This is a genomic window from Bacteroides sp. AF32-8BH (assembly GCF_003435205.1).
GTDB lineage: Bacteria > Bacteroidota > Bacteroidia > Bacteroidales > Bacteroidaceae > Bacteroides > Bacteroides ovatus.
On record NZ_QVLZ01000028.1, the window covers coordinates 46,885 to 73,605 of the forward strand.

Annotated in this window: 18 protein-coding genes and 1 pseudogene; 6 read left to right on the top strand and 13 right to left on the bottom strand. The window is 40.4% G+C overall.

Annotation, left to right across the window (positions count from 1 at the left end; genetic code table 11):
* Window positions 1-13: 13 nt before the first annotated feature.
* The 3 genes from DWZ47_RS19485 to DWZ47_RS19495 all read left to right on the top strand — a co-directional run bounded on the left by DWZ47_RS19485 (window position 14) and on the right by DWZ47_RS19495 (window position 6,579).
* The gene (locus DWZ47_RS19485) at window positions 14-1,198 is read left to right on the top strand and encodes an ABC transporter permease (protein ID WP_004306085.1); all 1,185 of its coding nucleotides are present in this window, start codon (window positions 14-16) and stop codon (window positions 1,196-1,198) included.
* Entirely contained in the window at window positions 1,182-2,366 is a 1,185-nt protein-coding gene (locus DWZ47_RS19490) for an ABC transporter permease (protein WP_115484640.1), read from the top strand. Before DWZ47_RS19485 ends, DWZ47_RS19490 begins: the two co-directional genes overlap by 17 nt.
* A 229-nt stretch (window positions 2,367-2,595) precedes the next feature.
* Window positions 2,596-6,579, top strand: a complete 3,984-nt coding sequence (locus tag DWZ47_RS19495) for a two-component regulator propeller domain-containing protein (RefSeq protein ID WP_117514324.1) — start codon at window positions 2,596-2,598, stop codon at window positions 6,577-6,579.
* Window positions 6,580-6,710: 131 nt separating this feature from the next.
* Here the strand turns inward: DWZ47_RS19495 and DWZ47_RS19500 are convergent, their stop codons facing one another.
* From DWZ47_RS19500 to DWZ47_RS19545, 10 genes and pseudogenes are all read right to left on the bottom strand, one after another.
* Entirely contained in the window at window positions 6,711-7,223 is a 513-nt protein-coding gene (locus tag DWZ47_RS19500) for a hypothetical protein (protein ID WP_004296005.1), read from the bottom strand.
* A gap of 13 nt (window positions 7,224-7,236) precedes the next feature.
* Entirely contained in the window at window positions 7,237-9,126 is a 1,890-nt protein-coding gene (locus tag DWZ47_RS19505) for a TonB-dependent receptor (RefSeq protein WP_032849461.1), read from the bottom strand.
* 30 nt (window positions 9,127-9,156) lie between these two features.
* On the bottom strand, window positions 9,157-9,576 hold the full coding sequence (locus DWZ47_RS19510; RefSeq protein WP_008775685.1) for a DUF1893 domain-containing protein: 420 nt from the start codon (window positions 9,574-9,576) through the stop codon (window positions 9,157-9,159).
* A gap of 7 nt (window positions 9,577-9,583) precedes the next feature.
* Complete coding sequence (locus DWZ47_RS19515) at window positions 9,584-10,987, bottom strand: aldo/keto reductase (RefSeq protein WP_074559036.1); 1,404 nt, start codon at window positions 10,985-10,987, stop codon at window positions 9,584-9,586.
* A 19-nt stretch (window positions 10,988-11,006) separates the two neighbouring features.
* A pseudogene (locus tag DWZ47_RS19520) lies at window positions 11,007-12,514 on the bottom strand (4Fe-4S dicluster domain-containing protein).
* A gap of 187 nt (window positions 12,515-12,701) precedes the next feature.
* Window positions 12,702-13,805 carry an MBL fold metallo-hydrolase gene (locus tag DWZ47_RS19525; RefSeq protein WP_004318262.1) on the bottom strand — a complete coding sequence of 368 codons (1,104 nt, stop codon included), beginning with the start codon at window positions 13,803-13,805 and terminating at the stop codon, window positions 12,702-12,704.
* Window positions 13,806-13,953: 148 nt separating this feature from the next.
* Window positions 13,954-16,575 carry a carboxypeptidase-like regulatory domain-containing protein gene (locus DWZ47_RS19530; RefSeq protein ID WP_117514326.1) on the bottom strand — a complete coding sequence of 874 codons (2,622 nt, stop codon included), beginning with the start codon at window positions 16,573-16,575 and terminating at the stop codon, window positions 13,954-13,956.
* 124 nt (window positions 16,576-16,699) lie between these two features.
* The gene (locus DWZ47_RS19535; RefSeq protein WP_004309739.1) at window positions 16,700-17,674 is read right to left on the bottom strand and encodes a FecR family protein; all 975 of its coding nucleotides are present in this window, start codon (window positions 17,672-17,674) and stop codon (window positions 16,700-16,702) included.
* A 97-nt stretch (window positions 17,675-17,771) separates the two neighbouring features.
* Window positions 17,772-18,323, bottom strand: a complete 552-nt coding sequence (locus tag DWZ47_RS19540) for an RNA polymerase sigma-70 factor (RefSeq protein ID WP_004296013.1) — start codon at window positions 18,321-18,323, stop codon at window positions 17,772-17,774.
* A gap of 95 nt (window positions 18,324-18,418) precedes the next feature.
* Window positions 18,419-18,769, bottom strand: a complete 351-nt coding sequence (locus tag DWZ47_RS19545) for a winged helix-turn-helix transcriptional regulator (RefSeq protein ID WP_004296014.1) — start codon at window positions 18,767-18,769, stop codon at window positions 18,419-18,421.
* A gap of 91 nt (window positions 18,770-18,860) precedes the next feature.
* Between DWZ47_RS19545 and DWZ47_RS19550 the strand changes: the two genes are divergently transcribed.
* Window positions 18,861-19,880, top strand: coding sequence for an arginase family protein (locus tag DWZ47_RS19550; protein ID WP_004296015.1), 1,020 nt, complete (start codon window positions 18,861-18,863; stop codon window positions 19,878-19,880).
* Here the strand turns inward: DWZ47_RS19550 and DWZ47_RS19555 are convergent.
* The 3 genes from DWZ47_RS19555 to DWZ47_RS19565 form a co-directional block, all read right to left on the bottom strand.
* The gene (locus DWZ47_RS19555) at window positions 19,852-20,130 is read right to left on the bottom strand and encodes a DUF3098 domain-containing protein (RefSeq protein WP_004296016.1); all 279 of its coding nucleotides are present in this window, start codon (window positions 20,128-20,130) and stop codon (window positions 19,852-19,854) included. The genes DWZ47_RS19550 and DWZ47_RS19555 overlap by 29 nt on opposite strands.
* A gap of 11 nt (window positions 20,131-20,141) precedes the next feature.
* The gene (locus tag DWZ47_RS19560; RefSeq protein WP_008775691.1) at window positions 20,142-23,279 is read right to left on the bottom strand and encodes a DUF2723 domain-containing protein; all 3,138 of its coding nucleotides are present in this window, start codon (window positions 23,277-23,279) and stop codon (window positions 20,142-20,144) included.
* 509 nt (window positions 23,280-23,788) lie between these two features.
* On the bottom strand, window positions 23,789-24,904 hold the full coding sequence (locus tag DWZ47_RS19565) for a tetratricopeptide repeat protein (protein ID WP_117514328.1): 1,116 nt from the start codon (window positions 24,902-24,904) through the stop codon (window positions 23,789-23,791).
* Between the two features lie 253 nt (window positions 24,905-25,157).
* Between DWZ47_RS19565 and DWZ47_RS19570 the strand changes: the two genes are divergently transcribed.
* Both DWZ47_RS19570 and DWZ47_RS19575 read left to right on the top strand, forming a co-directional pair.
* A complete protein-coding gene (locus DWZ47_RS19570) occupies window positions 25,158-25,778 on the top strand; it encodes an HAD family hydrolase (protein ID WP_004314330.1) in 621 nt (206 codons plus the stop codon).
* Between the two features lie 37 nt (window positions 25,779-25,815).
* A complete protein-coding gene (locus tag DWZ47_RS19575) occupies window positions 25,816-26,625 on the top strand; it encodes an SDR family oxidoreductase (RefSeq protein WP_117514330.1) in 810 nt (269 codons plus the stop codon).
* Window positions 26,626-26,721 lie beyond the last annotated feature (96 nt).

The following is a 26,721-nucleotide window of genomic DNA, read 5'->3' on the forward strand; positions in this document are numbered from 1 at the left end:
AATAAACCAGAGAATGGATGAATCACAAACATATTCCCCTTTTCGTTCCGTACTGCTCAGAGAGTGGCGGCGAATGACTTCACGGCGCCTTTATTTTGGTGTCTGCATTGTCTTGCCATTGTTCACCCTTTTCTTTATGGCTACGATCTTTGGTAACGGACAGATGGAAAACATTCCTATTGGTATTGTCGATCAGGATAATACTGCTACTTCCCGGACGATAGTCAGGAATATTTCTGCCGTACCAACTTTTAAAGTGACAAAGCATTTTGTAAATGAAGCAGCTGCCCGTGAATCTGTGCAAAAGAAAGAGATTTATGGATATCTTTCCATACCTCCCCAATTTGAACAGAATGCGATTACCGGAAAGAATGCAACACTCTCCTACTATTATCATTATGCATTAATGTCGGTAGGTGGTGAGTTGATGGCGGCATTCGAAACTTCCTTAGCTCCGGTGGCTCTTTCTCCTGTGGTGATGCAAGCGATGGCACTCGGAGTAGAACAGGATCAGATTACCACCTTTTTATTACCCGTACAGGCTAATAACCATCCGATATATAACCCTAGTCTGGATTATTCGGTATATTTAAGTCAGCCCTTTTTCTTTGTGCTGTTTCAGGTTTTGATTCTGTTGATTACCGTGTATGCGGTTGGCATTGAAATCAAGTTCCGCACAGCAGATGATTGGCTGGCGACTGCAAAAGGCAATATAGTGACAGCTGTTTTAGGTAAATTATTACCTTATACCATTATATATATACTGATAGGATGGTTGGCTAATTACGTCATGTTTGGTATTTTGCATATTCCTTTTCAGGGGAGTTGGTGGTTAATGAATATCATGACTGTGCTTTTCATCATTGCAACACAGGCTTTAGGGCTGTTTTTATTCTCGCTGTTTCCGGCAATATCGTTGGTTATAAGTGTAGTTTCTATGGTAGGTTCTCTGGGGGCTACTTTGTCCGGAGTAACCTTTCCGGTTCCCAATATGTATCCGTTGGTGAGGGATGCTTCCAATTTGTTCCCTGTCCGTCATTTTACGGAAATGATGCAAACCATGCTCTATGGAGGCGGTGGGTTTATCCATCTTTGGCCGTCGGCTGTGATACTCTGTATCTTCCCGTTGCTGGCCCTGTCGCTGCTTCCTCATTTAAAACGAGCTATAGAAAGTCATAAGTATGAAAACATTAAGTAAGTTACAACAGTTGTCATTCATCATTCGTCGTGAATTTCTAGCTATCAGTACCAGTTATGCGGTTTTACTGGTGTTGATGGGAGGAATCTTCGTTTACGGGTTGCTCTACAATTATATGTATGCACCGAATATTGTAACCGATGTACCTGTTGCCGTAGTCGACAATTCGCACAGTGAATTGAGCCGTGATTTTATCCGTTGGCTGGATGCTACTCCCCAAGCAGAGATTTTTAGTCAGGCTATGGACTATCACGAAGCAAAAGAATGGATGAAAGAAGGCAAAGTACAGGGAATACTCTACCTGCCTCATGATTTTGAGGAACGGGTGTTCCGGGGAGATGAAGCCGTATTTTCCCTTTATGCAACTACTGATGCCTTCTTGTATTTCGAAGCTTTGCAAGGTGCTTCTTCACGTGTCATGCTGGCTATTAATGATAAATACCGGCCAGATGAAGCGGTGTTTCTTCCACCACAAGGATTGCTTGCCGTAGCTATGGCGAAACCGATTAATGTGGAAGGCACTGCACTCTACAATTATACCGAAGGATATGGTTCCTATCTTATTCCGGCAGTCATGATGATTATAATTTTCCAGACCTTACTGATGGTTATTGGCATGGTGACCGGAGAAGAATACAGTAGTAAAGGAATCCGCGCATATACTCCTTTTGGGTATGGCTGGGGAGTTGCCATTCGTATAGTGGCAGGAAAAACGTCCGTGTACTGTGCTCTTTATGCCATCTTTGCCTTTTTTCTATTAGGCTTACTCCCTCACTTTTTCAGTATCCCCAATATTGGAAACGGATTGTACATCGTACTATTATTGATTCCATATTTGATGGCAACTTCTTTCCTGGGATTAGCTGCGTCCAGGTATTTTACGGATTCTGAGGCTCCCCTACTCATGATCGCTTTCTTCTCCGTAGGATTAATCTTTCTTTCCGGCGTTTCCTATCCAATGGAACTAATGCCTTGGTATTGGAAAGTGGCCCATTACATTTTCCCTGCTGCACCAGGCACACTCGCTTTTGTGAAACTGAATTCTATGGGAGCCAGTATGGCTGATATCAGACCGGAATATATAACTCTCTGGATACAGGCACTTATTTATTTTACAATAAGTATATGGGTCTATAAGAAGAAACTGGAATCAAATCTGATTAGTTAAATTAACAAAAACAAAACATGCGCTAATTATAACATATAGCAAAAGAACACTTTCAGATAAATCAACTTCGCAAAGTAAATAATCAACTTTGGAAATAAAAATGTTTCTAAATAGATGTTTTCTTGTAGAATCTCTCCTATTTCTTTGCATTTGTCATTGCTTTTGTCTAGTTTCGTTAACTGTTATGTTTATATGATCGTTAGAAGTAGTTTAAAAAACAACTGTTTATATGAAATACATTGTATATATTCTTCTCTTTTTTCCTGTTTGGGTTACAGCACAAACATACAAATATATAGGAATAGAAGATGGCTTGAGCAATCGCCGGATATTCAATATTCAGAAAGATGCTCAGGGCTATATGTGGTTCCTTACAAATGAAGGGATGGACCGATACAACGGTAAAGATATAAAACACTATAAATTAAATAAAGAAGGTAATACTTTAGACGCTCCCATACGTCTGGGATGGCTGTATACAGAACCGCATATAGGCATCTGGGTGATTGGCAAGCAAGGGAGAATCTTTCAATATGACGCTAATAAAGATGATTTCAGAATGGTATATAGATTACCGGATACTTCTGAAACAATTAGCTGTGGTTATTTGGACCGGAATAATAATATTTGGTTATGTCGCAAGGATACTGTATTGCTTTATAATATTAAAGATGCTCGTATCTTCCAATTCCCTAATGTGCTTCACAGTAGTATCACGGCAATAGAGCAAATAGATGAGCACCATTTCTTTATAGCAACGGAGGCAGGCGTACGATATGTCAAACAGGAAAATAATGTTTTAGAGATTATACCTGTTGAAACATTAGACTATTTCCATGCTCAGGTGAGTGAACTGTATTTTCACCAGCAATTAAAAAGACTGTTTATCGGTTCATTTGAAAGAGGACTTTTTGTGTATGATACGAATACGCAGGAAATTATACGGCCGGACGCTGACCTTAGTGACGTAAACATAGCTCGTATCAGCCCTTTGAATGAAACGGAACTGTTGATTGCAACCGAAGGGATGGGAGTATATAAAGTTGATGTAAACACGTGTAAACTGGAACATTACATTGTAGCCAACTATCAGAGTTATAATGAAATGAACGGAAATAACATCAATGATGTCTTTGTAGATGAAGAAAAGCGAATATGGCTCGCCAATTATCCTACCGGGATCACAATAATGGATAACCGCTATGAAAATTATCATTGGATGAAACATTCCATGGGTAATCACCAATCGCTAATCAACGATCAGGTACATGCGGTTATTGAAGACGAGGATGGCGATTTATGGTTTGGAACCAGTAATGGTATTAGTCTTTATCAGTCAAAAACTGGTAAATGGCACTCGTTCCTAAGTTCTTTTGACCAACAGATAAAAGATAAAAACCATATCTTTATTACTTTATGTGAAGTATCTCCCGGTATTATATGGGCAGGGGGATTTACTTCTGGCATTTATAAAATAAACAAGAATACATTGTCGGTTGAATACTTCTCTCCTTACCTGCTTTCTCACGTCAATATGCGCCCGGATAAGTATATTCGTGATATAGTTAAGGATTCGAGAGGATATATCTGGTCGGGAGGGTACTATAATCTAAAATGTTTTAATCTGGCGACTAACAGTGTTCGTTTATATCCGGGGTTGAATTCTATCACATCGATTGTTGAAAAAGACAAAGACAATATGTGGATCGGAACCGTTGGAGGATTGTATTTATTAAATCGAAATACCGGTGAATATCAGTTTATTGAAATGGAAATAGGAGCTGCTTATATCAATACGCTTTATCAGGCAGATGATGGCTTGCTATATATCGGAACAAATGGTGTGGGAGTATTTGTGTACAATCATCAAAATAAAACATTCAAGCACTATTTTTCTGATAATTCTGCCCTGGTTTCAAACAGGATATTTACAATACTGCCGGAAGTGAACGGGCGTATAATGATGAGTACAGAGAATGGAATTACCTGTTTTCATACTAAAGAGAAGATATTCACTAACTGGACTAGAGGAGAAGGATTGTTACCTGCCTATTTTAATGCATCTGCAGGAGCAGTGCGTAAAAATAAAGGCTTTGTATTTGGAAGTGCGGATGGAGCGATTGAATTTCCGGAGGATGTAAAGTTTCCAAAGTATAAGTTTTCCAGACTGATATTCAGTAACTTTTATCTTTCATATCAACCTGTTTATCCGGGTGTTGAGTACTCTCCTTTACAGAAAAGTATTGATGAAACGGATGTATTGGAACTCAAATATGATGAGAATACGTTTTCATTCGAAGTCTCTACAATCAACTATGATTCTCCAGAGAATGCATTATACTCTTGGAGACTGGAAGGATTTTATGAGAAATGGACACAACCGGGAACTAATAATTTGATTCGTTTCACCAATTTACCTCCAGGTAAATATACCCTTCATGTACGTGCAGTATCCAGAGAAGAACATGATGTTGTCTTTCAGGAACGTAGTATGAAAATCATCATCACACAACCTTTCTGGTCGAGTTGGTGGGCTATTTTATGCTATATCTTGTTTGTGATCGGAGGATTTTATTTCATTCTACGTGTGATAAATCTAAGAAAACAAAAAAATATATCTGATGAAAAAACACAGTTTTTCATTAATACAGCTCATGATATACGTACTCCGTTAACTTTGATAAAAGCACCTTTGGAGGAATTGCTGGAAGAAGAGAATCTTACCGACAACGGGATAACCCGTACGAACATTGCATTGAGGAATGTGGAAGTTCTTCTGCGACTGGTCAGCAATCTGATTAATTTTGAACGAACTGATGTATATTCCTCTAAAATGAGTGTTTCTGAGTATGAGCTGAATACTTATATGAATGAAATATATGATACATTCTCTTCTTATGCAGCCATTAAGCGCATTGAATATACATACGAGAGTACTTTCAGCTATATGAATGTATCGTTTGATAAGGAGAAGATGGATTCTATTTTGAAGAATATAATATCGAACTCGCTAAAATATACTCCGGAAAGTGGAAAGGTCAGCATTTCTGTATCTGATACGAACGATTCATGGAAAGTGATTATCAAGGATACAGGTATCGGTATTCCTGCCAGTGAACAAAGTAAGTTGTTCAAGCTACATTTTCGTGCGAGCAATGCCATTAACTCCAAAGTGACAGGTAGTGGTATAGGATTAATGCTGGTGGGAAAACTGGTCAGCCTTCATGGTGGTAAGATTAGTGTAGAGAGTGTTGAACATCAAGGCACGACAATCAAAATAGTCTTTCCGAAAAGCAATAAGAACTTTCAAAATACCGGTGAGGAAGCACCCTCTAAATTTGAAGCGTTGGCTCCTGTCCTACCTACCCCCAATGTACCTGCAAAAGCAACTGCTACCATAGATAATCCAAATTCACGACGGATTCTGGTTGTAGAAGACAATGATGAGTTACGTTCTTATCTGGTCAGTTCATTATCTTCTATATATAATGTACAAGCTTGTGCCAATGGAAAGGAAGCATTGATTATTATAAAAGAGTTTTGGCCGGAACTGGTACTTTCTGATATTATGATGCCGGAGATGGGAGGAGACGAATTGTGTGTCGCTATCAAAAGTGATATTGAGACTTCACATATTCCTGTATTGTTGCTCACAGCTTTAGGAGATGAAAATAATATTCTTGACGGTTTGTCCATTGGTGCGGACGAATACCTCATCAAACCTTTCAGCGTGAAAATTCTGCGGGCAAATATTGCTAACTTACTGGCAAACCGGGAACTGTTGCGCATGAGATATGCCAATCTGGATATAGAAAAAACGATGGTTCCGTCTGCAAACGGCACTAACAGCCTTGATTGGAAGTTTATATCAAATGTAAAGAAAATCGTGGATGAGAATATAAACAACCCTGAATTTTCCGTTAATGTGCTCTGTGAATCAAGTGGCATGAGCCGTACCAGTTTCTATTGTAAATTGAAAGCATTGACGGGACAGTCTCCGACAGAGTTTATTCGGGGGATGCGTTTGAAACGTGCTACCGAGTTATTGAAAGAGGGTGAATATGCTATTAATGAGATTTCAGACATGGTTGGATTCTCTGAAACTAAATATTTTCGGGAAGTATTCAAAAAATACTATAAGATGAGTCCGAGCAGGTATGCTAAAGAAGGAGGCAATCCCTCTGCTGAACTGGAAGATGACGAAGAAGATTGATAAATAAAAAGCGAATAGATACGTTGTATTTAAAAAAGTTCTCCTCTGTTATAGATACCCATAACAGAGGAGAACTTTCTTTTTCAAGGCTTATAACTCTTTTCAGGGAAAAGCGGTTATTGATAAGGAAGTTATTTGCGAATCAAATATCTAATGAATAAATAACCTCCGAATACTTGCAGGCACATTCCGGGAATTCCAATGCGGAAATCCTGAATGGCATTGTAGAAATTTCCTATATACATCCACTCTCCCAATGTCCCTACAACTTGATAGGTAAGTACTACGCCAACCAATACCGGGATGGAGATACGTCCGAAACGTTGTGCGGCCCAACCGGCAGCAATGGCGAGCAATACGGACTTTAATAAAATAGCAGGCAGCACCACCGGCATCGGCATACCAAAAAGTGAGGAGTTGATAATAGGGGAAAGAACAGCAGTCAGCAGACCGACTTTCCATCCGTACTTATAAGCTCCGATCAGTGTGAAGAAATAGATAGGCAGCCAGGTTATTCCTCCTTGCGGTATGAGATGAAAAAATTGGGGAAAAAGGATGTTGCCAACGATGAATAACGAGGCTGCCAGATAAGTTCTCACATTGCCGTAATTCAGCGAATAGAGTTTTACAGTAGTTGATTCCATATCATTTTATTATTTAAAAGTTCAAATTAATACCACCCATAAACGTAGCTTTGGGCATGGGATAACCTGCATTTATTTCATAACGCTGTGCCAGCAGGTTCTCTCCTTTTATGAAGAGGTTAGCGAAACGGCAGACACGATAATTCCCACGAAAATTCCATAAAACAAAATGATCCTGTTGCTCGCTACCCTTTACAACAGAAGTATAAAGTCCTTTCACATATTGTACTCCAGTCGATATACTCCAACGTCCGGAAGTATAGTCCGCCCCTGCATACAATTTATGTTCGGGGGCAGCAAGAACGGGATTCTCCATGTGCAACCAGCTATAATTGGCGTTCACATTCCAATGTGAATTGATGTGGTAGCCTATATTCGTTTCAACTCCCCAATTCTCTATCTCTCCGGAATTGATATTCAATGGAGGAAAGAGTCCGTTTGACATAATCAGATTGTCGCCATTGATATAGTAAAGGCTGATTCCATAGGACAATACCCCTTCCAGCAGACGTTGTGAATAGGAAAGTTCATAGTTGATTAGTTTTTCCGGTTTCAATTCCGGGTTGGCAGGAGGAAACATATACATCTCACGAATGGTTGGATTACGGTATCCTTTGCTGACCATTGCTTTAAGTTCTGCATTCTTGGGTAAATGAAAAGCCAGTCCGCCTTGTGGAATCCATTCTGTACCTACGTGTGAATGGTGGTCTACACGAATACCTGCGTCCAGTGAGAACCAACTGCTGATATCCTGACGGAAATCAACGTATCCGGCAAACTCATCCATTTGCTTGTCTACTCCTGGAGTATGTTCACCCGTAGCCAGTACTTTGTTCCATGATTCACCTCCGAAGTGTTGATAATCAAATCCTACGGTCAAACGATTACCGGTAAAGAAAGTGGCACTCTGATACCATGATACACCCAGCATTTTGTCTTTAGAGTTGAAATGTGATTTTTGCGGTTCTTTTCCTATCTGATAGCCATCATTGATTTTATGTCGTCCCCAGTTATAGAAAAAGCTCAAACCTCCTGAAGTCTTTTCATAATGATTTTCCAAAGCGAACGATGTCATTCCACGAGTGATACGAGAATCGTTGTCAATCAGTGGTACTTGGATAGTCCCCGGATTGGAAGCATTAAAATGGGTTACATTCACATCTCCCCATACTTTCCAGAAAGAACTGATATCATAACCTAACTTTGCGTATCCACCATATTGCTCGAATCCCATATCGGGACGATGTCCATCTGTACGATTATATGATCCGGTTACGACGCTACTGAAACGTCCCTTCTTGACACGGTTGGAAAATTCAGTCTGCAACGTGTTATATGAACCGTACCCAACTTGCATATTCGTCTTCACACCTTCTTCCTGTTGCCGACGGGTAACAATATTAATCACACCACCCATGGCATTCGAACCATAAAGTACAGATGCAGGACCACGTAAAACTTCCACTTTCTCTGCCATCATAGATTGATAAGCATCCGCTATCGGATGTCCCATCAACCCCATGTACTGGGGATGACCGTCAATCAGTACCAATAATCCCGCTGTCGGACTACCACCGATACCACGCAAGCTCATGCCACCTGCAGCTCCGGTAGATACGCCATATCCCATGATGCCACGACTGGTAGTGAATAATCCCGGTACCTGCTCCGTTAACAACGGCAAAAGAGAAGGCTCATATCTTTTCTCAATTTGTTGCCTGCCGACTACGGAAATGGTCATCGGAAGATGACGCACATCGGTTTCATTACGTGTTCCGGTGACTACGACTTCATCAATCATATAATTTCTTCCGGCCTGTATGCTATCCTTTTTAGTCTGTGCCATTCCCGAGAGGGAAAGCAAGCTACCGAACAGGAATAAACAGGCTGTATTTCTTTTCATACTTTATTTCGTGTTTCAAGTTTCTTCTTTTTACTTCTTATTTCTGATCTTTTCCAGAAAATCGCGGATCAGTGGTAATATTTCTTCTGCTGATTCCACTTCGCTGCACATTGTCTCTACAGGACATCCTTCTGTATGGTTACGGTTCCAGATAAAAGGTACTTCCTCTGTAAAATCAACTTTTATATCTGATTTCTGAAGCAACTCCAGAGCTTTGGTACTGATAATATCAGTATATAACTCTTTGATACCTCCCAGAATCATCAGGGCGGCAGCTCCCTTTCCAACCACCTTATCAGCAATCGAGGCTCCTTTAAGAAACTCCGGTTCCTGAGTCAGTAAATCATAGATATCAGCCACACCGCGTTGAGTGAAAGTGCGGATTTCTCCTTTGTTGGCAATAGTACAGGAATATCCTCCCGTATGTAGTAAATTGATTAATTCTTCCATCTTTTTTTTATAAAGTACCTTGTTTCAATTGTTCTACGAACTGATCTATCCGATGCAGCTCTTTCGGAATATCAATGTTCTGCGGACAGTGTGCCACACACTGGTTACAACCGATGCAATGGCTTGCCTGACGAAGTTTAGGCACGCTGCGGTCATATCCGACAAGAAAAGCGCGTCGGGCTTTCGCATAATTTTCATCCTGTCCGCTTCTGGCGACATTACCTTCATTGACACAACGGTTGTAATGTAACAACACAGCAGGTATATCCAACCCATACGGACATGGCATACAATATTTGCAGTCGTTGCAAGGGATCGTTGGATATTTCAACATTAATTGTGCCGTTTCTTCGAGAAACTCTTTTTCTTCATCTGTCAACGGTTCCAAAGGAGAATAAGTGCGGAGATTATCTTGCAGATGTTCCATATAAGTCATGCCACTTAACACAGTCAGAATGTCCGGAAATGAACCGGCAAAACGGAAAGCCCAGGAAGCGACACTACTTTCCGGACGGCGTTGTTTGAGCCGTGCCACCAGGTTGTCATTCAATTTAGACAAACGACCTCCTAAAAGCGGTTCCATGATGATAGATGGAATTCCTCGTTTATGCAGTTCTCCATACAGATATTCAGCATCCGTATTCCGGGTATTGGTTTCTTTGGCATGTTTCCAGTCTACATAGTTCAATTGTATCTGTACGAAGTCCCACTTGAATTCATCGTGCCGTGAAAGCAGATAGTCATACACTTCGATATCCCCGTGATAGGAGAATCCCAAATTGCGGATACGTCCTGCCTCCCGTTCTTTCACCAGAAAGTCAAGCATTCCGTTATCCAGGTAGCGTCCTTTAAGGGCTTCCATTCCTCCCATGCCGATGCCGTGAAGCAGCATATAATCAATGTAATCTACCTGCAGGTCTGCAAACGATTTGTGGTACATCTTGAGCGATGCTTCACGAGACCATGTATCGGGAGAGAAATTGGATAACTTGGTGGCGATATAATATTTGTCACGGGGATGACGGCTCAATGCAATACCCGTTGCCTTTTCGGAAAAGCCCTGTACGTATGCCGGAGATGTATCGAAATAGTTTACTCCGTGAGCGATTGCGTAATCAATCAGTCCATTCACGGCATCTTGGTCGATTACTTCACCATTACCGTTGGGAGCAGTTTTAAGAGGCCAACGCATACAACCATATCCCAAGAGTGAAACACGGTCACCGGTAGTCGGAGACGTGCGGTAAGTCATTTTATCGGTAGGCACCTCTCCTTCTCCTGTTGCGCTGCTTGAAGAGGAAGTACCTTTTGAAGAGCATCCGTATAATAGCCCTGTCGACGTGGCTGCACTAATACCTACAATCTTAATGAAATCTCTTCTATTTATATCTTTCTTATTTTTATCTTCCATAATCTTATACTGATTTAGATCAAATAATTCTATGCATCTGATGTCCGCTCACATAAATGGCACTGAAAGGACGGGACGGACAAAGGTTCTCACACGCTCCACAACCGATACATTTTTCTACATTTACTACCGGAATCTTTGGAGAATCTGTTTTTTCAGGATCGGAAGCTACCATCTGTATGGCACCTGTCGGACAATGGCGGGCACAGTTGCCACATTCCATTCCATCTGTCAAAGGTACACAGTTCTCTTTAATCCATACGGCATGTCCGATCTGAATAGCTGATTTCTCGGCAAGACTGGTGAGATGAATAGCGCCGGCGGGACAAACTTCCGAACATTTAGTACATTCGGGACGGCAATACCCACGTTCGTATGACATTTCCGGTTGCATCAATGTCAATAGGTTGTCCGATGGGCGCAATACCTGGTTGGGACAAACAGAGACACATAATTGGCAGGCTGTGCAATGTTGAGTGAAATTGCGTGCGCTTAATGCACCGGGAGGATAGATAGGATTTTCTCTTTGGGGAATCTTTTTATCTTCGATAGTAGCCAATCCTCCATCTACTTTTTTCTCTTGTGCTTTCAGTACAGAAGTTGTTGCAAAAATGGCCGATGCTGAAAGGAAGCTACGACGGGCATTGTCTACCTGTTCAGTAGTGACAGACTTTACTTTCGTATCTTCGCTCGTAGCTGTTTCGTTCTTAGGTTTCCGTCTTGTGTATGTAATGGCTCCATGCTTACACTTTCCGATGCAATCCATACAAGTTACACAACGGCTATAATCTATTTCATGAGCTTTCGGATTAATACACGATGCTTTGCAATTGCGGGCACACAAACCGCAACTATTACATTTGGAAGTATCAATTACCGGTTTGAATATCGCATATTTGGATATAAACCCTAATACAGTGCCTACGGGCAGATCGTATTACAATAGGTTCGTCCGTTGCGCCACGCCAGAATGAAAAGAACAACAAGGGTAACAATGGCAATCAGCATCGTCGAAAGACTCTTCATCCATACATCTACCTCATAAAAAGCATAACTATCCACTCGTTCGGCGAAGTACGCCAACAGGTTGTTTCCCCATTGCCAGACCGGTGCAAAAAGACTGGAAGCTATCCGGCCATAAGCACTATACGGTGCCAGCAAGATAGCCAAAGAGTTCAATCCTGCAACCATCATAATAATGAATACTCCTAAAACGCCATACCGCAACCATTTCATTGCTGGTGAATAACGGAACCGGTTTTTCTTTTGTTTGCCGGATACCCACGAAACAATGTCCTGAAACACTCCCAACGGACAAATAACAGAGCAGTAGATACGTCCGAACAGGAATGTAAGTACAACTAAAAACAATACGACACCTATGTTCAAGGCTAATAAAGCCGGCAGAAATTGAATTTTCGCCAACCATCCGAACCATGTGTGCAATGTACCCGTGAAGTCGAGAAAGAGCAGGGTAATAAGTGTAAAGCACACAATGGCGGTTGTAAGTCTGATAGTACGTAGCATAAACTAATTAATTTTCAATTTATAGTAGTTATATCTAAATGTCTAAAACTGTCAGGATTGAACCATCTATATTTCAACTTTGCAAAGTTAATCAGGGAAATTTGTTTTTCAACTATACAAATTACAGAATGTTTTACCAATTTCACTGATAACAGACGGGAAAACCTTTAGCCGATTGGGTAAAGCACTATTTTTCTAATGCCACGACCTCTCCAATCTCCGGAATCAATACATTCAGAGAATCTTTATTCTTCATCTCTTCTGCATTTTTGAGAGGTTCATCCCAACGATGTTTGGCCAACGCATATTTAGAATGATGTACGGTCAGAACTCTTTTCGCTTTTAAATCTCTGGCCGTCTGTGCCATATATTGGGGCATCAGATGAATTAAGCTCCACTCTTCGTTGTATTGCCCGTTTTCAAGAATTGCGAGGTCGATGCCGGGGAACCGGTTGCCTATTTCTGCATAATGCGTATCATATCCTCCGTCTCCGCCAATGTATATCTTTTGTGAAGGAGCTTCTAGCAGGAAAGAAGCCCAAAGTGACTGGTTGGCAGTAAGTCTGCGACCGGAGAAATGACGGGCAGGCAAACAATGTATCATAAAGCCCGGAGCGAGGTTTGCGTCTTCATTCCAGTCAAGTTCTATCAGACGCTCTTTATCAAATCCCCAATATTCGAAATGTTCGCCAACACCCAACGGACAAATCACTGCTCCAATCCGGTCTTTTAATTTTTTGACTGTGTTGTAATCCAAATGATCCCAATGATCGTGACTAATCACGAGATAATCAATGTCCGGCATATCATCCGGTGTATAAAGTTCCGTACCTTTGAATGGCTTGTTGACAAAAGATACGGGAGAAGCCATACAAAATACCGGGTCAACCAATATTCGCTTTCCTCCCGTTTGAATCAGGTAAGATGAATGTCCGAACCATACCAATATTTCTTCATTACGGCCAATCTTGCGTAAATCTGTTTTTATTGCTTTGACAGCCTGTTCGGGGCGCAAACCGTCTATCTTTCTGAAAATGAACTCCCAGATTCCGCTAAAACGTCCCCTGTCGGAAGTCATCAATAGAGTTTCATGCTGATTTTTAAATTCTCCGTTTCTGTAATTAGGAGATTTCATGACTCTTTCCAGCCGTTCCCCACGGGGAGTTCTGCCGAAACTGGCTTGATTGATAAAAACAATGACTGACACCGCCAGCAATGCTATTACAGCTAATATACATCCTACAATCATACGTGCTTTGAATTTCTTGAATATGATACGCATATAATTCATAACTAAATTATTTCACGCAGCAAATATACAGGTATTCAGAGAGCTTGTTAGTATATATATTACAGATTGTTATACCATAATTACTGAAAGCAGTTGCCTGTTGGGTGTCAGTCTATTGTGTGAACAAACCCTTTTCTTGTTCAGTTATTTAGAAATAAATTTTGTAGCTGATGTTCGGAATCAGACCCGCTCCGTCTTTTTCTTCTACTACACTCGTTCTTTCATTGTATTGATAGAAATGCATTCCGGTGCGCATACCCACATTCAGTATTTTCAGAGAAAACTCGTGGGATACTCTTTTCTTATTGATCCGGAAGCTGATCGAAACATCACCGTTTATAGATGGATTGAATCGTTTAGTATATGCTTTGCTCTCGTCAAAAACGATGTCTTTTTCTTCCTGACTTTTTTCTTCATCCACAGGTGTATAGCGTCCTCCTCCCTGAAAGAACAGACGGCCGTTTACACTTAATACATTCTGTTTGAGTCTGCCAACCATCCATTCTTTTCCGGCGAGCAGGTTCACTAAAAAACTTTTATCCAGTCTCGTATTTCGCCAGATACGGTCTCCTCCCCTATATTTCGATTTGAATAATGAAGCTGTAATCATATAGTAGAAGCCGTTTTTCATGTATTGTTCCAGTGTTATATCTATTCCATAGTTTTTGGCTATTCCGGTGTTTGTCAATATGCGGTCTAAATAGAATTCTTCATAATTGATAATCGAAAAGGAGGAGTTTTCCTCAACCGGTATGTGGAACAAGTATTGATAATAGGGTTCTATTTTCAGATGTAGGCTCTGATTGATATTCCAGTCATAAGTGAATCCGAAATGATGTGCCTTTGAGAAGTCCAGGTACCGGTTTGATTCCTTTTTACCATTGATTATCTGTTCAACAAAGTAATAGTCGAGCCTTTCCCGGCGGCTATGCAAGCCGTAAGCTGCTGCTAAAGAATGTGCAGGATTTATTTTCCATTTAAGGGCAACTCTCGGTTCTATCGACCAGTTCTTGTTTAAAGTAAAATATTGTCCGGTAACCCCTAAACTGGTTGTCAGATTGTTGCTCAAGTTTATTACGGAACTACTATATGCCGAGAGGACTGTACTTTCTCCACTGCCTTTCGATATTTGTTCCATAGGTTTGTTTAATCCCAAATAAGGGCTGACTTTGTAATCAAGATCATATTTAAGTTCCGTAATGGTAATCCCTGTTCTGTTGGTATGCCTCGGACTGAATTTCTTATTCAGATATGAATTGAATACTAAATTCCATCTGCTATTCTGAATATCTGCTACATTAATAATAGCGTCGTCGGTATGTAAGTCCGCCAATGAACGGTCTTTGGAATAGGTAGCGGATAGAGAAGAACGGATATAAGTATTTTCATCCAGTACATATTTGTGCGCTAAGCCACCTGCCAGTTTTTCCAGTTTATTATATCCCGACGACCGGTCTCCCATCGTTTCCCATTCGGAACGTTCCAAAACATCTGCTTTATTTCTGTCTATCAATCCTAATCCCCAGATCGAAAAGGTTCCAGCTTTACGTGTGGGAAAATTTAGTTTGAAGGCTAAATCCTGATATTTCAGGTTGATGTCATTACCCGATGCCAGTGAAGTAGTAGAAAAGCGGTAATTAATCAGGTAGGAACTTCCCCGCTTTTTATTGATAGGTCCTTCCGAGGCCAAATCTATCCCCATGAGCCCGACTTGAAAAGCGTGTTCGTACTTCTGATTATTACCATTTCGCAGATGCATATCGAAAACTCCTGATAAGGCATTGCTGTATTCCGCCGGGAAAGCTCCGTTGTAGAAATCGGAGTTGCCGATGACTTGCGTACTCAAAGCGGACAGGAATCCTCCTCCCAAGCCTGATAAATCAGCAAAGTGAGTAGGATTAGGTATTTCAATTCCCTCCAGTCTCCATTGTGTAAATTGCGGGGCATTTCCCCGGATGGCAACCGCATTAGTACCGACATCTCCTGCTACACCTGCAAATGCAGAACTTAACCGTGCAGGATCGTCAAAACCATTGGCAAATCGGGACGCTTCTTCAATACTAATCATACGTCCTCCTGTGATAGCCATTGGGTTGATAGTCCGGTCTTTTTTTATTTCCGGCTTGACAAGTACTTCAGCCAAATCTTGTACATTCTCATCCATAGGAATCTCTACAAATACTTCTTTGGATGAAGTGACAGATACTTCGCTGATGATACTTGGGCGATACCCCATAAAAGATGCCTGAATATTATAACGACCCACCGGGATATTATTAATCCGGAAATTTCCCCGTCCGTCAGTCGAACCTCCCCGTGAGGGATCTTCTATTATACAGACAGAGGCATATTCTATGGGTGTATTGGTTTTGGAATCAACAACGATTCCTCTTATGGTTTGAGTCAGTTTTTGTGTATCATTGCTAGTAGTCTTTTGTTTGATATCCTGCAAAGAAATTATAATATGATATCCTTTTATCTTATATACATATCCGGTTTCCTTCAATAGTTGAGCCATAGCTTTGTCAATGGTTACATTTTTGAATGATAAAGAGTGCTTCTTTTCGATATTCAGGTTCGATTGTTCATAAGCGATGCTATATCCGGTTTGTGTTTCAATTTGTGCAAAAGCCTCTTTTAATGAGATATTTTTATTTTGTATGGTAATCTTTTTATCTTTATTCTGTGCAATAGTTGTAAGAGATAGAAAAGTAAAAAATAAAAAAATGGCGAGCTTACCTGCCTGTTTATTTGTATTTATTCGATTCATTATTCTATATTTGTATGTTGATACTTCATTTTACGTCACTTGTTGAATGAGGGTAGACATTTCAGAACTGGGAAGAGGGTCTCAAGCTGCTTCCCGGTTCTTTTTATTCATAGGCTGTTTCTTTTTATTGTCGGGTTAATACTATTTTCTTTTCATATTGCTGATAATCAAAGCCGATGATATCTTTCAATATATTTAGTATTTCATTCAGACTTTCATCTTTCAGAAATTTAACCGTATATCGTTTGGATGCGGGGATAATTGCTGTATTATCAATAGTGGTGTTATAGTGCCTTTCCAAGGTTCGGAATATTTCTCCGGCGCTGGCATTGGTAAATACTAGTTTTCCCGCCATCCAACAATTTGTATCATTCGTATCTATCACTGATATGTGAATATCTGATGATTTTTTGTCGTATGTAAGCTGCTCATCGGGCTTTAGTATATGGGGAGGTTGAGACCGGACACTCACTTCCACTTTACCGCTAGTCAATGTAGTCGTTATTTTCTCATCATTAGGATAGGCTTTCACATTGAACCTGGTTCCAAGAACTTTCACAGAGAGTTGGGAGGTTTCTACAATAAAAGGACTTGCAGTATCTTTTTTGACAGAGAAATAAGCTTCACCGTTGAGAATGACCTGACGTTTATCTTTGGCAAAAGTCTCCGGGTATAAAATGGAACTTCCCGCATTCAACCATACTTCCGAACTGTCCGGCAAGATTAGACGCTTCTGTTCTCCATAGGCAACAGATACCTCTATCATTTCGTTTCGGGGAGAAAGATAGTAGAACATTCCTCCTGCCAATAAAAACAAAGGAACAATAACGGCGGCAACACGGGCAAACTTCTGATAAGAAGCTACGTTGGTCAGATGCTCCTTATTATATCCTGTTCTTAAGTTTACCCGTTCCAATGAGACATAAGTGCTCGAATCGGCTTCTACGTCCAATTCATTCCAATAATCCAATGAAGCTTTTGCTTTCGCCTGCTGATTTTGGTCTTTAATGATCCACTTCTGCACTTTCTCTTCCGTTTCGGATGGAAAGCGTGCGGAGAGGAACATTTTGATGATTTTACTGATATTACTTTTCTTCATTTTTGCTGCACTTTACTATATATACAGTTTAGTGGCAAAAAGCTCAATAAGAAAGTGGAAGTTTTTTTTATAAAGCAGAATGAAAAAAAATATAATGCTATAATAGTGATACCAGGAAACATGAAATAACCTTCCGTATTTCTTTCAAAGCAAGACTTAGCTGGCTTTCAACATTTCTTTTGGTAGTATTCAGGCGTTCGGCAATTTCGGCATTGGATAATCCTTCGTTACGACTCAATGTATAAATCATTCTCCGTTGTTCGGGCATTCCTCCGACAAGTTCGTCAATCAGCATTTCCAATTCCTTGGCAATAAGGTCTTCTTCGGAAGTAGAGCTATATCCTGTTTCTTGATTATTGTTCAGATAGGCATCACACACATATTTATGTTTCAGAAAGTTGATTGCTGCATTTCTTGCAATGGTGTGCAAATAAGAATTGAATGATCTGGACGTATCAATCGAATGACGGTTGATCCAAAGATTGACAAATAAATCCTCTGTCAGCTCTTCCGCATCAGGTTCTGATTTTATATATCCGTCAATGAATGTTTTGGTTTTGTTGTAGTATGCTATAAAAATAGTCTCAAAGGCCTTGTGATTCCCATCCTGAAAGGCCTCCAGCGTTTTTATATCAATGTTGTTATTCATACTATCTCCCAATTTTCATTTCATTAGGACAAAAGAAGCAATAATTTATTTTAGATAGATGGTCTTTTTTGAAATATTAATGATATTAGAAAGATTTATTCTATTTTCAAGATTCTCTTCATCTCCGGACGAAAGCTATCACCCCAGATTTCCAGTTGCTCAATCAGAGGAATCAGCGTCTTTCCCAATTCGGTGATAGCATATTCCGAATGGGGAGGAAGCTCCATGAATATCTTTTTGCTGATAATGCCGTGCATCTCCAATTCTTTCAGTTGTTGATTGATGACCCGGGGACTTGCCTCGGTAAATAAACGATGCAGCTCGCTGGGACGTTTCGGACCAGTGCATAATTCCTGAATGATGCAACTTTTCCATTTTCCCCCGATCACTTCCATCGTAATCTTTATCCCACAATCAATATCAAAAGGAATTTTCTTCTTATACATAGTTTTCTGCTTTTCTGCAAAAATAAGGATATCACTACAAAAACAAAAATAATAATCCCCAAATGTAGTATAGGGCTAAATTTATCAGTATATGAATAATTCGTCCCTACTTGCCGATGTTTCAGGTATTCCCTACTTTTGCTTCAAAAAGATGAGAAAGTATTTATTATCACTTGCATTAGTCGTTGGAGTCGTTTCAATGAATGCACAAGAAAAAGTAACAAACAATGTAAATATGGAAAATAAAAAATCAACTCTTCGTTTTATCTATCCTCAATGGCAAGGAGGAATTGTAGATCATTGGATGCCTGATATTCCGGCGGAAGATTCATCCAGAGGCTACTATCTGGGAGCACAGTTATTGAACTATTTAGCCCCACAGACCGGTCAGAATACGGTCGAAGTTCCGGTTTCACTGGATATAAATGACAGAGCGACGGAAAAAGGTATCAGTGCACGCAGTGTCATACTGAAACAAACTAAAGCTGCGCTTGATCTGCTTAAAGAGAATCATCCGGATCGGATTGTCACTTTAGGAGGAGAATGTTCCGTTAGTGTTGTTCCGTTTACTTATTTAATCAATAGATACCCGGATGATGTAGCTATCGTCTGGATAGACGCACATCCCGACATCAATCTGCCTTATGATGAATATAAGGGTTATCATGCAATGGCACTAACAGCTTGTTTGGGAATGGGAGATGAAGAAATAATGGAATTACTTCCGGGAAAAACGGATGCTTCCAAAGCCCTGATTGTCGGACTCCGCTCATGGGATGAGGGTATGCAGGAACGACAAAGAAAGCTGGGAATTAAAGGATTATCTCCACAGGAAGTTGCCAATGATCGTACAAAGATTATGGAATGGCTGAAAAGTACCGGGGTTTCGAAGGTGGTTATACATTTCGATATGGATGTATTGGACCCGGCAGAGATAATCGCTGCCGTAGGCGTTGAGCCTAACGGCATGAAGATTGAAGAAGTAGTTCGTATCATTAATGATATATCCTCCGAATATGATCTGGTAGGACTTACAGTTGCCGAACCTATGCCACGAGTGGCAATCAAACTTAGAAATATGCTCAATCAGTTACCTCTATTGAAAGATTAAATCCCCTTTGACGAGGACGGTAAAGAATACCGAATACATTCAGTAGATACCCCAATAAACACAATAATGGGGCAATACGTATGCGTGTTCCACTAAATATATCGGGATTATAGGCGGCAAGGGTACTCCCCTCGCCGCTCATTAATATATATCCTATGATAATCAATATAGAGCCAATAATTAAGATGACGTAATTTCTTTTGCCCAATACTGTTTTTATTTCTTCTTCTCTTATTCTTTTCGATTTCATATTCTTTGAGTTTAGTTGTGATAATTCATTAGTTGAGTAAAGCGCATATATTTCTTTTCAAATTGCTGATTACTCTGTTCATATCTCTCTTTATCCATACTCTTCAGTAATTCATTACACTGATTCCATTGCCAGAACCTATACAAACAATCCTGTTGAACCATCCCTATCCGGTTATCTCCCAATGAGAAAGCCCAGTCGATATAATTTTCCGATTCTGCTATCAGATGATTCAATAGATCGGTCGCTTTCTGCGTTTCTCCTATGGAAGCATAAGCGGTGGCTATATCATACGAACCACTCTCGTATACTTCAGGAACATTATATGCCGGAATAGCTTGCCCAGCATATTCCAATACTTTTCTGGCACGGATGTCGTCTCCTTGTTTCACCAATTCTTTAGCCAGTTGCGCAAAGAGCCTTCGATGAGAATAACAGATGCGCAGGGTTGTTTCGTCCAGATAAAGTCCGGGAGTATCCAATCCACCGTATTTATATCTGTTCATCACATTCTCGTAGAGCTTCTCCGTATCTATGGCATATCCATTGCCTTCTTCCACGTCTCCCCATTCTTTATAGTTGAAAGGAGTAAACCGGAATGCTAACCCTTCCTGAACAAAGTAGTCATCAAATTTCAGTTTACTGGAGTTGCCTACCGAGATAGCCATGTACAGGGGACGTTCCCAGTTACAGTTAGCCAGGATCTCGAGCATGAGTAAGTCCACTTTAGTCAACAGACGTATATTTTTTAGAGAAATAGACAGTTTATCCGGTATTGCATCTCTTAGTTCTTCCCCTTTTAAATGACGAATGGCTTCAGGCAACATCATTCCAGAACGGAGTACTGCATCCTTATCAATATAAATATTTATAGTATCGGTAGGTATCACATGGAATTCCTGTTTCTCTGCGAACACCCAATATTTCAGGATATTCTTTATTTCATACGGATCATTTCCAAAACTATCACGGGCTTCTTCGGGATGTTTCTGATACAATGCTTCTATCTGTTTCTTCAATTCCGGACGAACAGCCACATATTCGTTCTTCCCTTCCTGGTATTGATTTTGATCCCAACTGATCGGCAGTCCGGGAGCATCGTACAGAGGACATTGTTGCTGATAAATGTACCAGTCGGTCTGCGCATAACTTAAATTGCAGATACGTACATCTCTGCGTACTTCTTCCGTATCCTGATTATACCACAAGGGGAACGTATCATTATCCCCCTCACAGAATATGATCGGATTTCCTTTGTCGGGAAGTGTCATCAGATAATTAGCACCAAAGTCACGACAGGTATACCGGTTGCTTCGATCGTGGTCATCCCAAGTCTGGCTTGCCATTTGTATGGGGACAAACAGGCAAAGCAGCATAAGTAAGCCGACTGGGAGGATTTTTGCCTGTTTCCTGCGAAGCATGTCACAGCATCCGGCGGCTCCCATTCCAATCCAGATAGCGAACGCATAAAACGAACCTGCATACGCATAATCCCGTTCACGGGGTTGTCCGGGAGTCTGATTCAGATAGAGCACAATAGCCAATCCCGTCATAAAGAAAAGGAAAAATAAGACACTGAATTGCTGCTTGCCTTTTTTTCCACGTGTCCATTGCCAATAGATACCGAGTAATCCTAATAATAATGGTAAGCCATAGAACACATTGTGACCTTTGTTCTCACGCAAAGATTCCGGCAAAAGTTTTTGATCCCCCAGTCGCAGATTATCAAGCCAGGAAATTCCTGTAATCCAGTTACCATGTTCCGGTTCACCGCTTCCTTGAATATCATTCTGTCGTCCGACAAAATTCCATAAGAAATAGCGCCAGTACATGTAATTGAGTTGGTATGTGATAAAATAAGTCAGGTTCTCTTTTTGTGTAGGAGCCTCATTCGCACCTCCACCGGACCATCCTTTGTAAGAAGCGGCCGAACGATCATTCCACATTCGCGGAAATAACATATTTTGAGTGTAGCACACGTCTTCCTTATAGCGAATAATTTTATACTTGCCTTCTTTCTTATCCGGCCGATAGATGGCACTACCTTTTTCTGTCTTTACCTTGTAATAGTCTCCTTCGGGCACATACTCCGGTTCGGACGCATAGGTTCTCCCATAAAGTAAAGGAGCACTTTCATACTGTTCGCGATTCAGGTAGCTTTTGAGTGTGAAAATAGTATCCGGTGCATTCTCATTGAGCGGCGTATTAGCATTGGCACGAATGAGTATGACCGCATAGGTGGTATATCCTATGGTGAGCATGAGTAAACACCACAAACCGGTATTCACGATGCGTTTTCTGAACCGATAAATGGCTCCTATCAGTAAAAACAGGACCAAACCCAGAAAGACGATCAATCCTGACTGGAAGGGTAATCCCATCACATTGACAAAGAATAATTCGAACCATCCTCCTACATCAGCCATTCCGGGTATATAAACAAAAAGAATCAATACAATAAGAATACCGGATAATGCAATGGCCCCGATAACTCCCTTGAGTGATAGAGTCTGATATTTTTGGTAATAGAACACTAATACAATGGCAGGAATACAAAGCAGATTAAGCAAATGCACTCCGATTGAAAGCCCTATAATATAGGCTATCAGGATAATCCAGCGGTCACCGGACACAGAATCTGCTTCATCCTGCCAGCGAAGAATCATCCAAAATACCAAGGCTGTGAGGAAAGAAGAGAAGGCATATACCTCCCCCTCTACCGCACTAAACCAGAATGTATCACTGAAAGTATAAGCTAAAGCTCCCACAAAACCTGCTCCCAGAATGATAATAACATCCATAACAGATAATTTCCGTTCATCGCCCACAAGCAAGGCTCTCACTAATCGGGTAATACTCCAGAAAAGAAACAAGATACAACCGGCACTCAATAGTGCATTTAAAAAGTTGACCATTCCCGACACTTGCGAAGCATCGGAAGCAAACTGGGTAAACAGGTTGCCGACAAGCATATAGAAAGGTGCTCCCGGCGGATGCCCTACCTGTAATTTTTCAGCACAAGAAATAAATTCGGGACAATCCCAGAAACTTGCGGTTGGTTCGATGGTCATCCCATACACAAATGCTGCTATCAGAAAGACCAGCCACCCACCGAAATCATTCCATCTTTTAAATAATAAGTTGCTCATTGTTCTGTACTTTTTTATTTGCAAAGTTACAGGACATACTGCTAAAACAGGCATTTTTTACCGGACGGATACGGACGGTCGTCAATGATAATATGTTGATAATCAATAATAATAAAAGTGAAGAGATAGACAAAAACAGACAGAGGATAAATTAGGTACAAATTAATAATGGCATAGTAAAGTAAATGGCATAAAAATGACAATGTATCAAATATGAAAAAACTATTGGGATATTAGGAAAAACAAGTGCCACTCTTGTTTTTTGCTATTTAATTTCGTATCTTTAATGACTTTCATTCTTCTAAAGACAGATAATCATATTACAGAATGACAAATATCACCTTATAAAGTGACATTTGTCACCCTATAGGATGCCCATCGTCCCGTTATAACGGGACAACTACCCGACTGCATAAAAGATTACTAATTTCTGTACCAAAAAACATTAATCTCTGCAACGAAAAGCCTTAAATGTAGTAAGGAGATAATGAATCATTACCAGATAATAATTAATTTCTTGCACAAAATGAAAGATCCCCCAATGATTTCACAATATCTTCCAGTGACTCTTTAGAATTTGCCAACATCAGTTTCTCCGTTTTTATTCTGGAGATTCTCCGGGTCAGCGTCTCTGTAGTCAGTTTCATTAAATCAGCAAAGCAAGCCGGTTGAACTCCTTCCCGTAGAAAAGCACATACCCTTAAATCTTCTTCTGTGAGTTTTGGACTTATCTCTTTCAATTTAGAAACAAGTCCATAAACATTCTCTTGAAGTCGCAGCAACTCTGTCCAGTCTTTCTCGGAGAAAGAAGGGATTTTAGAAGACAAAACATTCCGTTCCTTAAATTGCCGTACTTTTGAGACAACCGGAGAACTTTCATAGATATGTAACTGAAGAGACTGATACTTCTCTTCGAGATGATTACACCGCAACATCAGTTTATCCGATTCGACATCTTTCTTCAGTATTTCCTCTTTGAAAAGATCCAGTTGGGAAAGTGCGTGCCGGTTTTTCTTCCAGAGTAGTCCAAGCAACAAAGACATCACACCAAACATACCTAAAGCAGAAGACAGAATGACCGAGGAATCACTTTTGTTATCATTTAATATCAACTGACTGGCGTATGCCTTTCTTTCCATTTCCAGTGCTTCATCAAAGTTACCGTATTTCTGATAATAAAGACTACATCGTTTGCATATTTTTGCCAGATGATCGTATTCCTCTGTTTCTTTGGCAAGTTTGATCGCCTCTTTAAAGTGGATTTCTGCATCCTCTTTCTGTTCCAAATCACTTTCTACACAGGCAAGATAATAATATACTTTAGATTTTTGATATTCATCACCGTGTTTCTCATAATAAGATGCCGCCTGCCTAATCTGCTTATCAGAGGAATGAGGAATGTTTTTATCCTCGTTGAGCTGGGTACACAATAAATTATACTCTGCCAGTTGAGCCTCATTCATTTGGCTTGACTGAATAGTCTCAAGAATAATGGATGCTGTATCAGGGTCCTGCTCCATCAGTTGCGCAGCCTTGTCCAGCCCTTGCTTCACGCTCGTCCCTTCCGGATGGCAGGCAGCTAGTGAAAGGAGCATCATATACAATAAAATTCGAAGATTATTCATAACTCTATTTTTGTCTTTGCAAAGGATTGATTGGATTTGCAAATATAAAAAATAATCGGCATTTATGCTTCTATAAGTTACACAAAATATAGTGACGCTATCCTGTTCTTATAGTGACACTATCCTTGCTAAATGGCGTCACTATCCTGACAGGATAGCGTCACTATGTTTTTTTGACAAATATCAAGCCGATGCGGGTTATTAATTAAGAAGATAAGCCGTATCTTTGTAGCAAACAAGAAAATTATATATCATGATTAAAAACATTGTATTTGATTTTGGAGGAGTGATTGTAGATATTGATCGTGACAAAGCGGTTCAGGCATTTATCAAACTGGGACTAGCAGATGCTGATACCCGGCTGGATAAATATCACCAGACCGGCATCTTTCAAGAACTGGAAGAAGGAAAGCTAAGTGCGGATGAGTTTCGGAAACAACTGGGGGATTTATGTGGCCGTCCATTGACGATGGAGGAAACCAAACAGGCATGGCTGGGCTTTTTCAACGAAGTAAATCTAAATAAGCTCGATTATATATTGGAATTGAGAAAGTCCTATCATGTGTATATTTTAAGTAATACCAATCCTTTTGTTATGTCGTGGGCATGCAGCCCCGATTTCTCATCGAAGAAAAAGCCGTTGAATGATTATTGTGACAAACTATATTTGTCTTATCAGGTCGGTCATACAAAACCTGCACCCGAAATTTTCGAATTTATGGTGAATGATTGTAATATCATTCCTTCCGAAACTTTATTTGTTGATGACGGCGCTTCAAATATCCATATAGGCAAGGAACTCGGATTTGAAACGTTCCAGCCGAAGAATGGTGAAGATTGGCGGGAAGAAATGACTGCTATCTTGGAGAAATGAAAATTGAGCAGTTAGTATCATACCGCAAATAAGAAATATGCAACCACAAGTCATACTTATCACCGGAGCATCTTCCGGATTCGGCAAGATTACCGCTCAAATGTTATCGGAACGAGGGCACATCGTTTATGGAACAAGCCGGAAACCTTCTGAAGACATGAATCAAGTAAAGATGCTTGTTGTCGATGTTACCAATTTCCTTTCCGTTTGTCAGGCCGTAGAGCGGATTCTATCGGAGCAGGGACGGATTGACGTATTGATTAATAATGCCGGAATAGGTATCGGCGGCGCATTAGAACTTGCTACTGAAGAAGAAGTGAATATACAAATGAATACAAACTTCTTCGGCGTAGTGAATATGTGTAAAGCTGTTTTGCCATCTATGCGAAAGGCGCGAAAGGGCAAGATTATCAATATCAGTTCTATCGGTGGTGTAATGGGAATTCCCTATCAGGGATTTTATTCTGCTTCGAAATTTGCAGTGGAGGGATATAGCGAAGCATTGGCTTTAGAGGTTCATCCGTTCCATATAAAGGTTTGTGTAGTAGAACCGGGAGATTTCAACACCGGATTTACTGATAACCGGAATATCTCCGAACAGACAAGACTGGATGCTGATTACGGAGAAAGTTTTCTGAAATCATTGGAGATTATAGAAAAAGAGGAACGTAATGGATGCCATCCGCAGAAGTTGGGTGCTGCCATCTGTAAGATAGTGGAACGTACCAATCCTCCTTTTCGGACGAAAGTAGGTCCCTGGATACAGGTATTGTTTGCGAAGAGTAAAAAATGGTTGCCTGATGCAGTGATACAATATGCCTTACGGATATTCTACGCAATTAAGTAAACGATACGATATATAAAAGAAACTGTTCTCAAAGTTCCTAAAAGAAAAATCGTCCTTACTACAGTCTATCGTAGTAAGGACAATTTTATAAAATCA

Bases quoted from the DNA above. Each gene is read 5' to 3' on its own strand.
- DWZ47_RS19495 (WP_117514324.1), top strand. From the start codon at position 2,596: ATGAAATACATTGTATATATTCTTCTCTTTTTTCCTGTTTGGGTTACA.
- DWZ47_RS19575 (WP_117514330.1), top strand. From the start codon at position 25,816: ATGCAACCACAAGTCATACTTATCACCGGAGCATCTTCCGGATTCGGC.
- DWZ47_RS19505 (WP_032849461.1), bottom strand. From the start codon at position 9,126: ATGAAAAGAAATACAGCCTGTTTATTCCTGTTCGGTAGCTTGCTTTCC.
- DWZ47_RS19525 (WP_004318262.1), bottom strand. From the start codon at position 13,805: ATGAATTATATGCGTATCATATTCAAGAAATTCAAAGCACGTATGATT.
- DWZ47_RS19535 (WP_004309739.1), bottom strand. From the start codon at position 17,674: ATGAAGAAAAGTAATATCAGTAAAATCATCAAAATGTTCCTCTCCGCA.
- DWZ47_RS19540 (WP_004296013.1), bottom strand. From the start codon at position 18,323: ATGAATAACAACATTGATATAAAAACGCTGGAGGCCTTTCAGGATGGG.
- DWZ47_RS19510 (WP_008775685.1), bottom strand. From the start codon at position 9,576: ATGGAAGAATTAATCAATTTACTACATACGGGAGGATATTCCTGTACT.
- DWZ47_RS19545 (WP_004296014.1), bottom strand. From the start codon at position 18,769: ATGTATAAGAAGAAAATTCCTTTTGATATTGATTGTGGGATAAAGATT.
- DWZ47_RS19500 (WP_004296005.1), bottom strand. From the start codon at position 7,223: ATGGAATCAACTACTGTAAAACTCTATTCGCTGAATTACGGCAATGTG.
- DWZ47_RS19515 (WP_074559036.1), bottom strand. From the start codon at position 10,987: ATGGAAGATAAAAATAAGAAAGATATAAATAGAAGAGATTTCATTAAG.
- DWZ47_RS19560 (WP_008775691.1), bottom strand. From the start codon at position 23,279: ATGAGCAACTTATTATTTAAAAGATGGAATGATTTCGGTGGGTGGCTG.
- DWZ47_RS19530 (WP_117514326.1), bottom strand. From the start codon at position 16,575: ATGAATCGAATAAATACAAATAAACAGGCAGGTAAGCTCGCCATTTTT.
- DWZ47_RS19485 (WP_004306085.1), top strand. From the start codon at position 14: ATGGATGAATCACAAACATATTCCCCTTTTCGTTCCGTACTGCTCAGA.
- DWZ47_RS19490 (WP_115484640.1), top strand. From the start codon at position 1,182: ATGAAAACATTAAGTAAGTTACAACAGTTGTCATTCATCATTCGTCGT.
- DWZ47_RS19550 (WP_004296015.1), top strand. From the start codon at position 18,861: ATGAATAATTCGTCCCTACTTGCCGATGTTTCAGGTATTCCCTACTTT.
- DWZ47_RS19555 (WP_004296016.1), bottom strand. From the start codon at position 20,130: ATGAAATCGAAAAGAATAAGAGAAGAAGAAATAAAAACAGTATTGGGC.
- DWZ47_RS19570 (WP_004314330.1), top strand. From the start codon at position 25,158: ATGATTAAAAACATTGTATTTGATTTTGGAGGAGTGATTGTAGATATT.
- DWZ47_RS19565 (WP_117514328.1), bottom strand. From the start codon at position 24,904: ATGAATAATCTTCGAATTTTATTGTATATGATGCTCCTTTCACTAGCT.